The sequence below is a fragment of the Undibacterium sp. MH2W genome, from assembly GCF_049340215.1.
Classification (GTDB): domain Bacteria; phylum Pseudomonadota; class Gammaproteobacteria; order Burkholderiales; family Burkholderiaceae_D; genus Undibacterium.
In genome coordinates, this window is the sequence record NZ_JBMPPA010000010.1 from 117,670 (window position 1) to 125,514 (window position 7,845).

Genomic DNA, 7,845 nt, shown 5'->3' on the forward strand with positions numbered 1-7,845 from the left:
TTGGCGACGATACAAAATCAGACAAGGCTGATGCAATAGTCGCGAATGGCTTGCAAAACGCTCTCTTCCTCGCCGACGGCTGTCGCTAACTTGATCGTCAGCGATGGATAACGAGTTCGTAATTCATCGAGCAAAATGGGTAAATCACGCAACACATGCCCGCCCTGACCGAGAAAAATCGGTGAGACGGTGACTTGCTCGCAGCCTTGCTCAACCAGTGTTGCCACCAAATCCGGCAACGTCGGCGTCATAAACTCCAAAAAGGCAAGTTCTACCGCAACGTCAGGCAGGCTTAACTGCGTCATTGTTTGCAAACGTTGAAATGGCGCTGCCCAGCGGGGATCTCGGGCACCATGCGCAAACAAAATCAAGGCAGATTTTTTACTCATTAATTTCTTTCGACGTAACGTAGACCCAGTAAGGCGAGTCCCAAAAATAAGAAGCTAGGAACCAACGCGGTAAATACTGGCGGCCAGGTATTCAGCATTCCTAAGTGAGAAAAAAGTGAGTTAATTAAATAAAACACCATCCCAATCATAATGCCACTAAAAATCTTCAAGCTCGTTCCGCCGCTACGCACATGCAGATAGGCGAACGGCAACGCCAGCGCCATCATCACGAGTGTCGCAAAGGGGTACGTGATCTTCTTCCAAAAAGCAATCAGATAGCGTTCGTTATCTTGCTTATTCTCTGCCAAGTGCTGCGTGAACGATGCCAGATCGATTGCCGACATGCGGTCTGGATCAGCAAACAGCACCGATAAAATATCCGGCGTCACCTCAGAAATAACATCCTGCGAATTCCATTGCTGACTTTTAACGTTGGTAATATCTTCTGCGGACAAGGTCATCGGAAACGAGGTCTCGTTCACATCAAAAAGACGCCATACGTTCTTACCCTGATAGGTCGCGTTCTTTGCCGTCACTTCACGAACCAGATGAAAATTCTTGTCAAATTCATACATCTTCACTTCGTTGAGTTGGTGATTCGGCAGAATCTCTTTCACATTCAAAAAGCGCGAACCAATGATGTTGCCTTTGAGGCCGTTTTCGCGAATTAAATCTTTGGTCCATAAGCCCGTTCTAAACTCTTGCGATTCGGCGGCACCCAAGGCCGTGAGCTTCATAGCCTCTGCAAACTTGCTGGAACTTGGCGCAATTAATTCACCAAAAATAAACGTCAACACGACGAACAACAAGCCAATTTTGATCAACATATTGGCTGCCATGAGTGTCGACATACTCGCGGCGCGCATGATCGTGAATTCGGAATTAGACGCAAACTGCGACAACACATAGATGGTGCCGATCAATACCGCGATCGGCATAAATTCATATACATATCCAGGTAAGCCCAGGCAAACATACCAAATCGCATGCTGAATTTTGTACCCACCTTTATTGACCGATGGTAGCTCCGCCATCAAGTCAAAAAAGGAAAACAACGCCAATAGCGCCAGCATGACAAACAAGACTGCACGAATAATCTCAGTGCCAAAATACCGCTGCAAAATTCTCATGCTAATTTTTCTTTTCCACGTAAACCTGCTTTACATCTCGACCACATCACCAACGGATGCCACCGGCTATTGACCTTTAAACGCCATGCAAACAGCGAGATCACGGATACCAACACCGCCAAATGCACCGGCCACCACGTCATCGAGAACTCGCTGCGTCCTTGCGATACGGTGGCTTGAGAGATATTGACGATATTGAGGTAAATAATCACCGACAGCAACGCCACAATCAAATTCGCCGAACGCCCTACCCTTGGATTCACAAAGCCAAGCGGAATAGCGGCAAGCATCAATAAGGCACACATAATCGGCAACGAAATCCGCCACAATAATTCGGCTTTTTTGACGGCGTCCATGTCCTGCAAGAGCAGTTGTAAGGGCATCGATTTCGCCGAATTATCGCCGACAACGGTACCGTTCTGGCTCGATACCAACACACCATATTTCTCAAACTGCATCATCTGAAAATCCGGCGCAGTCGGCAAACCGTCGTACCGACGACCTTTGCTCATCACCAGAAACTTGTCGCCAAACTTATCGATTTCAATCACGCCCTCTTTCGCCACCACAATGCTAGAGCGACCGTCATGAATCGTATTAATAAAAATATTTTGTACTTTGCTGAGATCGCCCGTCACTTCTTCAACGAAAAAAATCCGGTTGGATGACGATGATTCCTGAAACTTACCTGGTGACACTTTGGCAATATCTGAACGTTTGTCGTAGCGTTCTCTAAACTCTGAACTTTGCTGGCTAGCCCACGGTGTGACCACAAAACTGAGTAAAGCCGTCAAAAAAATGATTGGCGCACCAAACCGCAATACAGGAGAGATCCATTCTGTCAGGCTCAGTCCAGACGAAAACCAGACCACCATCTCTGAATCTTGGTAGGCACGGGTCACCACCAGCAAAACAGCGATAAAACCCGTTAAAATCAATAATACAGGGAGGTACATCAGCGAGGTGAAGCCAATCAGCGCCACCACGTCACTGGACGCGACTTTACCGCCTGCGGCCTGGCCGAGGATCTTAATTAGCATCACTGTAATGGTGATGGTAAACAAAGTTGTGAAGACTGCGCCAGCGGCGCTGAGCAATTCACGACGAAGCGCGCGTTGAAAAATCATGAGAAGGATTATAATGTCTGTTTTACGAGACTTACCAAGAGGAGTAATACGTGGACTTTAGCATAAAAACAATCGACGCAAAAAGTGCCTCAACTGCCCACAAGGCCATTAAAACAGGCTGTATTGTAGTTGGTGTATTCGAAAATAAAAAACTTTCTGCCGCGGCAGCAGGTCTGGATCAGCACGGCGCTATTGCTGCTGCACTGAAATCCGGTGACATTTCGGGCAAAATCGGCTCATCTTTATTGTTGCGCAATATCGCTGATATCGCTGCTGAACGGGTTTTACTCGTCGGCTTAGGCGAAGAAGGCAGCACAATCACAGAAAAAGCCTACCAACAAGCGGTTGCAGCGGCAGCACGTACGCTGTCTCATTTAGGTTCAAACGACGCTGTGGTTTCTCTGCCAGCGATCAAAGACCGCGACATCTCCTCCTCTATCCGCGCTGCGGTTCTCGCCTTCCGCGAGAGCATTTTCCGCGCTGATGGTCTGAAAAGTAAAAAAGACACAACAAACACTGGCGTTAAAAAAATCGCCATCGCTGTTGCAAGCACAGAAGGCGCATTAGCCAAATCCGCCCTCGTCCAAAGCATCGCTTTAGCGAACGGCATGGATTTAACGAAAGAATTAGGCAATTTGCCACCAAACATCTGCACACCGACCTATTTAGCCAACACCGCTAAAAAAATTGCCGCAGATTACAAAATGGGCGTCGAAATCCTGGATCGCAAACAACTCCAGGCGCTCAAAATGGGTAGCTTCTTGTCCGTCACAAACGGCACCGTAGAACCACCAAAATTTATCGTCCTCAAACACATGGGCGGCAAAGTTAAAGACGCACCTGTCGTCTTGGTCGGTAAGGGCATCACATTTGACTCCGGCGGCATCTCCCTGAAACCAGGTGCAGGCATGGACGAAATGAAATACGACATGGGCGGCGCTGCTTCTGTTATCGGCACCATGCGCGCCATCGGTGAAATGAAGCTCAAGCTCAACGTCATTGCGGTTGTTCCAAGCTGCGAAAACATGCCTTCTGGCTCCGCAACACGCCCAGGCGACATCGTTACGTCCATGTCCGGCCAAACCATCGAAATCCTCAATACGGATGCCGAAGGTCGCCTGATCCTGTGTGACGCCCTCACCTACGCTGAACGCTTCAACCCAGCAGCCGTTGTCGACGTAGCGACACTGACTGGCGCTTGCGTAACCTCCTTAGGTCACCACAACAGCGGCCTCTTCACACGCCACGACGACAAACATGACGCACTGGCAGAAGAATTGCTGGCAGCTGGCAAACAAACTGGTGACACCGCATGGCGCATGCCAATCGAAGAAGCATACAACGAGCAGCTCAAATCCAATTTTGCTGACATGGCAAACATTGGTGGCCCTGCTGGTGGCAGCATCACCGCCGCATGCTTCTTGGAGCGCTTCACTAAGAAATACACATGGGCTCACTTAGACATCGCTGGCACCGCATGGAAATCCGGCGCAGCGAAAGGCTCTACAGGCCGTCCAGTGCCATTGTTGACGACGTTCTTGATTAATCGTGCTGGTTGATTAAAAAATAGTTTAACCGTTCACCCAAAGTAGCCGTGTCCTAAAAAGACACGGCTCTTTTTTTAGAACAGGAAGAAAGCAAAAGAACCATTCGGGAATGGTCCAATACAATATTTAAACCTAGCACCAAATTACGTCGATGGACATTGATAGATATCTCACTCGTCATCAACAATTTGAATACTACTTTTCAATTCTTTCGCCTGTTTAAATTTTACTTTGAATGGGATTTCATCCTTGATAAATTTCTTCGTACTAGCTGGCATTTTGCATCCAAAAATTATCGATTCAACCGCATCTTGAGGATATAGATATTTCTCAATTTCGGTATTGGATTCTATAGGAATACCAAACTCCCTCATCGCATTACTTGCCTGAAACCGATATTCTTCTTCGTAACGCCATTCATTCAATTTTGTTCTTAGGCAGTTCCATATTTCAATACCGGTATTTGAATTTTCTCGCAGCTCCAAACCAAAAAATTTTATCAAATCAAATTCTGGAATTTGATCTGCGTAATCGATCTTATCAGGTTTAAAATAATCCCACTTAAATTCGATACAAAAACCTCTATGACAATCGGCATAGTGTGACCACATCAAATTACTAACTGGATTTGCTGAAAAACAATAAAAACGATAACTATCGATCAAGTTGTTCAATTTTTCAGTTTCTTTCATCACATACATGTCTCCTTCATATGTGAATTTACCCTTGGCTATAAATTTTTTTAGTTTAGTCGCAGTTTTCCCATTTGACTGTTGTATCAACGCTTTGAATTGTCTCGGAGTGGGTTTAATGAAATGAACCTTTGAATCAAATAAATCATTAAAAGCTTTACGTCCAGAAAAAACTGCCTCGCACGAAAATAGCGCTTTTAGATTGAGATCATCTTTCAAATTTTTGGTATCGGTAACGGGGCGATATTTATATAAATACGTCGGATTGTGTTCAGACATTACATCTCCAAATTAAAAAACAGAATAATTCCCCGCCCAAACAAATAAACTTGAACACAACCAACTCTCGCCAGAAGGTTTGAAATTCAATATTGATATTGAACATTTTTCTCGGAAGAGCCGCCTCTCCCAAAACAAGAGCGCAATAACAATCTCACTGAGAATTGCCATAAATATATCAATTATAGCAAATTGAATATTCTCTTTCTTACATGTATCTCTCTATATTAGTGAATAAACGAAGTAGTAAATTTTTACGTCTTATAATAGATGGCTGAAATAAAAATATACTTTTCACCTGAGTCATCGGGATATTAAGCAACACCATTTTCACCACCAATCCTTTACAAATACTTACCAATCCAAGAGCAACCAATATGAAAATCACTACCTGCAAGTTCAAAAGTTGTCCCAACTTGTTGCAGGTCGTCTCATTTTTATGGTTTACATCTGTACGTCGCTAGGTTAGTTGTAGTTTAATGTCTCACTTTGTTTCACTAAATCTCTACATTCATTTGTAGCTAGATTTGTAGCTAGAAACAAATTTGACGACTAACTACAAATTAAAAGTATCTTTATGGCCAAGCGCGGAATCAATCTACTTGATGATCTTCAAATAAAAAGATGGCTTACTGCAGGAACACCGTTAGCCAAAACTGATGGTGGCGGACTGACTTTTACCCTCTCAAAAGCGGGGACCGCTACGTTTGTGCTACGTTATATGCGAGCAGGAAGACCCAAGGAACTTACGCTTGGTAATTATCCCGACTTAACATTAGCAGCAGCTCGAAAACTAGCCAGAGAACACCGAGTAAACATCGATCAAGGCGGTGATCCTGCTGCAAATAAGCAGCTGAGCAAAATGCGGACTGCGTTAACATGGACGGTAAATCGACTTGTAGATGACTACTTAGATAAACAACTAACTCCGGAAAACTATTCAAATAGCACACTCTATTATCGAAAGTGGGACATTGAAAATATCGTCAGACCAAAATTAGGAAGTCTAGAAGTTCAATTAATTACACCTGCAGATATTGTCTATGTCATTGAGAACACTGGCCGAACATGGACGATAAACCGTAGGATATTAATAACACTTGGAAAACTTTTCGACCATGCGATTGCAAAGAAATTAATTCCTTCAAATCCATGTACAGGGGTAAAGTTAACAGCGTTGCTGGGTGCAAAACCAAAAGTCAAAAAGCGAATTATGTTGACTACGCAGGAAATCAGATCCGTGCTTTCCAACATTGAATTTATTGGAACTCAGAATGCATTGGCATTCCGGATACTGCTTGCAACTTGCGTTCGCTCTATCGAGTTGACGAAAGCAAAATGGCAAGATATTGATTTCAACAAAAAAACATGGATCGTTCATGACGATGCCGTCAAAACAAGACAAGGTTTTCTTGTTCCACTAACTCCAACCGTAGAAAAATGGTTTTTAGAGCTTAAAGAATATGCCGGATCATCTGAATATGTCTTACCCGCTCGAGACGACCGAAGAATGAGGGGTGGAGACAGTCACGTTGGCCCCACAACACTTTGGGCTGCAATTACGAGAGCGTTTGAACGAGGGGAGATTGAGTCAAGAAAATTTACACCCCACGATACGCGAAGTACTGCTAAGGGTCACATGCGAAATTTAGGAGTCAGTAAAGAAATTTCTGAACTTGCACTGAATCATAAATTACAAGGAATGGATGGTATTTATGATGTACGAACAGATATCCCAGAGCGCCGTACTGCACTTGAGCTCTGGGCAAAATTTATAGATGAAATTGAGACTGGATCTGGATTGTCGTCTTAAATAAATTAATTTAATCTATGAAGAATCCATTATCGGCATCAAATTGTTGAAGTGCCCTACACTGTACGCTTACTTCGTCGGCACGTTGCAAGAGAGTGAATATATCTTGCAGCCTTGTGTCTGAAACCAGCCCGACTCCGGCAATGGCTTCATTAGTACTTGAGGCACTTGTGGCTTGGGTGGTTGTGGCAGATCCGCGACCTTGACCGCCGGTACCATAGGTGCGCAAGCTGCTAAGCACAGCACTATGCAAAGCATTGTTATGCGTAATTTCATTTGAATACCCCTTTTTGATGATTTGATTGGTTTCGGCTTGTGCCGTTGCTAATGCTTGGTTGTCAGCATTTCGTTTGGCAATCGCGGCGAGTTCTGCTTGGTTTTCAGCGGCTTTGTACTGATCAAATATTTTTTGCACATCTTTGGATCCAGACTGGTACCCAAGATGATGGCAATACCAAGCTCCGCCCAGCAGCAGAAGGCTTGCAGCGCTGAGACCTGCAAGCCGAGCATAAAGTCCGGTGATATTAAGCATTGTTATCCCCATCGCCGATGTCTTCTTCAATATCGATCATCGTGTAAGCAAGCGTGCCGGCGATGAGTCCAAGTGCGAATGCACCCCAGACAATAATGAGCTTATCAACTGGAATAAATGTGGCAGCTGAGATTGCCGCCGACACCACCGCCCCAGCTATAAAAGAGCGTCCTTCTTGTGCCAACTTCTTGAAATCGGTTTTCATAATGCCCCCCCTTAAGTTTACGTATCTGTCTTTGCTTTAAGTGCCACGCCACCAGCCAATACAGCGAGCCCACCCATCATTAATGAAAACGATGTAGCAAACTGAATTGGATCGAACGCTCCATTTTTGAA

At 44.7% G+C, this 7,845-nt stretch carries 8 protein-coding genes; 2 read left to right on the top strand and 6 right to left on the bottom strand.

Annotation, left to right across the window (positions count from 1 at the left end):
• Positions 1-17: 17 nt before the first annotated feature.
• Genes ACO0K2_RS18345 through lptF form a run of 3 tightly spaced genes read right to left on the bottom strand, consistent with a single transcriptional unit; the run spans position 18 to position 2,646 of the window.
• Complete coding sequence (locus ACO0K2_RS18345) at positions 18-389, bottom strand: sirohydrochlorin chelatase (RefSeq protein ID WP_423021509.1); 372 nt, start codon at positions 387-389, stop codon at positions 18-20.
• Positions 389-1,519, bottom strand: a complete 1,131-nt coding sequence (gene lptG / locus ACO0K2_RS18350) for an LPS export ABC transporter permease LptG (RefSeq protein ID WP_423021510.1) — start codon at positions 1,517-1,519, stop codon at positions 389-391. The genes ACO0K2_RS18345 and lptG overlap by 1 nt, the downstream gene beginning before the upstream one ends.
• Positions 1,516-2,646 (bottom strand): LPS export ABC transporter permease LptF, encoded by a 1,131-nt coding sequence (lptF, locus tag ACO0K2_RS18355; protein ID WP_423021511.1) that lies wholly within the window; start codon positions 2,644-2,646, stop codon positions 1,516-1,518. Before lptF ends, lptG begins: the two co-directional genes overlap by 4 nt.
• A gap of 50 nt (positions 2,647-2,696) precedes the next feature.
• Between lptF and ACO0K2_RS18360 the strand changes: the two genes are divergently transcribed.
• Positions 2,697-4,205, top strand: coding sequence for a leucyl aminopeptidase (locus ACO0K2_RS18360; protein ID WP_423021512.1), 1,509 nt, complete (start codon positions 2,697-2,699; stop codon positions 4,203-4,205).
• 158 nt (positions 4,206-4,363) lie between these two features.
• Here ACO0K2_RS18360 and ACO0K2_RS18365 read toward each other — a convergent pair whose 3' ends face one another.
• On the bottom strand, positions 4,364-5,164 hold the full coding sequence (locus tag ACO0K2_RS18365; protein WP_423021513.1) for a DUF2971 domain-containing protein: 801 nt from the start codon (positions 5,162-5,164) through the stop codon (positions 4,364-4,366).
• 577 nt (positions 5,165-5,741) lie between these two features.
• Here ACO0K2_RS18365 and ACO0K2_RS18370 point away from each other — a divergent pair.
• Positions 5,742-6,977 carry a tyrosine-type recombinase/integrase gene (locus tag ACO0K2_RS18370; RefSeq protein WP_423021514.1) on the top strand — a complete coding sequence of 412 codons (1,236 nt, stop codon included), beginning with the start codon at positions 5,742-5,744 and terminating at the stop codon, positions 6,975-6,977.
• Between the two features lie 10 nt (positions 6,978-6,987).
• On the opposite strand, the gene ACO0K2_RS18375 is transcribed toward ACO0K2_RS18370, so the two are convergent.
• Both ACO0K2_RS18375 and ACO0K2_RS18380 read right to left on the bottom strand, forming a co-directional pair.
• Positions 6,988-7,509: a hypothetical protein gene (locus tag ACO0K2_RS18375; protein ID WP_423021515.1), complete on the bottom strand. Its 522-nt coding sequence runs from the start codon at positions 7,507-7,509 to the stop codon at positions 6,988-6,990.
• A complete protein-coding gene (locus tag ACO0K2_RS18380) occupies positions 7,502-7,714 on the bottom strand; it encodes a hypothetical protein (RefSeq protein ID WP_423021516.1) in 213 nt (70 codons plus the stop codon). The genes ACO0K2_RS18375 and ACO0K2_RS18380 overlap by 8 nt, the downstream gene beginning before the upstream one ends.
• Positions 7,715-7,845: the final 131 nt, after the last annotated feature.